The 250-nt window shown below is 74.8% G+C and carries 1 protein-coding gene; it reads right to left on the bottom strand.

The window, feature by feature from the left end; genetic code table 11:
• Positions 1–188, bottom strand: a 188-nt coding sequence (locus tag ACYQ0J_RS00105; protein WP_460170215.1) for a site-specific integrase, incomplete at its 3' end; no start/stop codon positions are given.
• Between the last annotated feature and the right edge of the window lie 62 nt (positions 189–250).

The following is a 250-nucleotide window of genomic DNA, read 5'->3' as shown; positions in this document are numbered from 1 at the left end:
GCGCGGATGTGCTGGCTCCCCACCTCCTCAAAGCGGGGGGGCCTGCCGTGGCGCTCCCGGAACCAGCGGGCGAAGAGGCCCGCGTCCATGAGGTACTCCTTGGCGGTGCGGGGGGAGCGGCCCTCCTCCATCTCCAGGTACCGGCGGAAGCGGGCGAAGAGCTCGGCGTGGGGGTCAGGCTGGCTCATGGGACCTCCTTCGGGGGGCGGGCCCGGAGTGCCCTCGAGGGCCCCCGCCCCCGCGTTCCCGA

The organism is Thermus sp. FJN-A, assembly GCF_054655095.1.
Note: the sequence above shows the minus strand (reverse complement) of the source record. Positions and strands in the feature narration are given on the sequence as shown.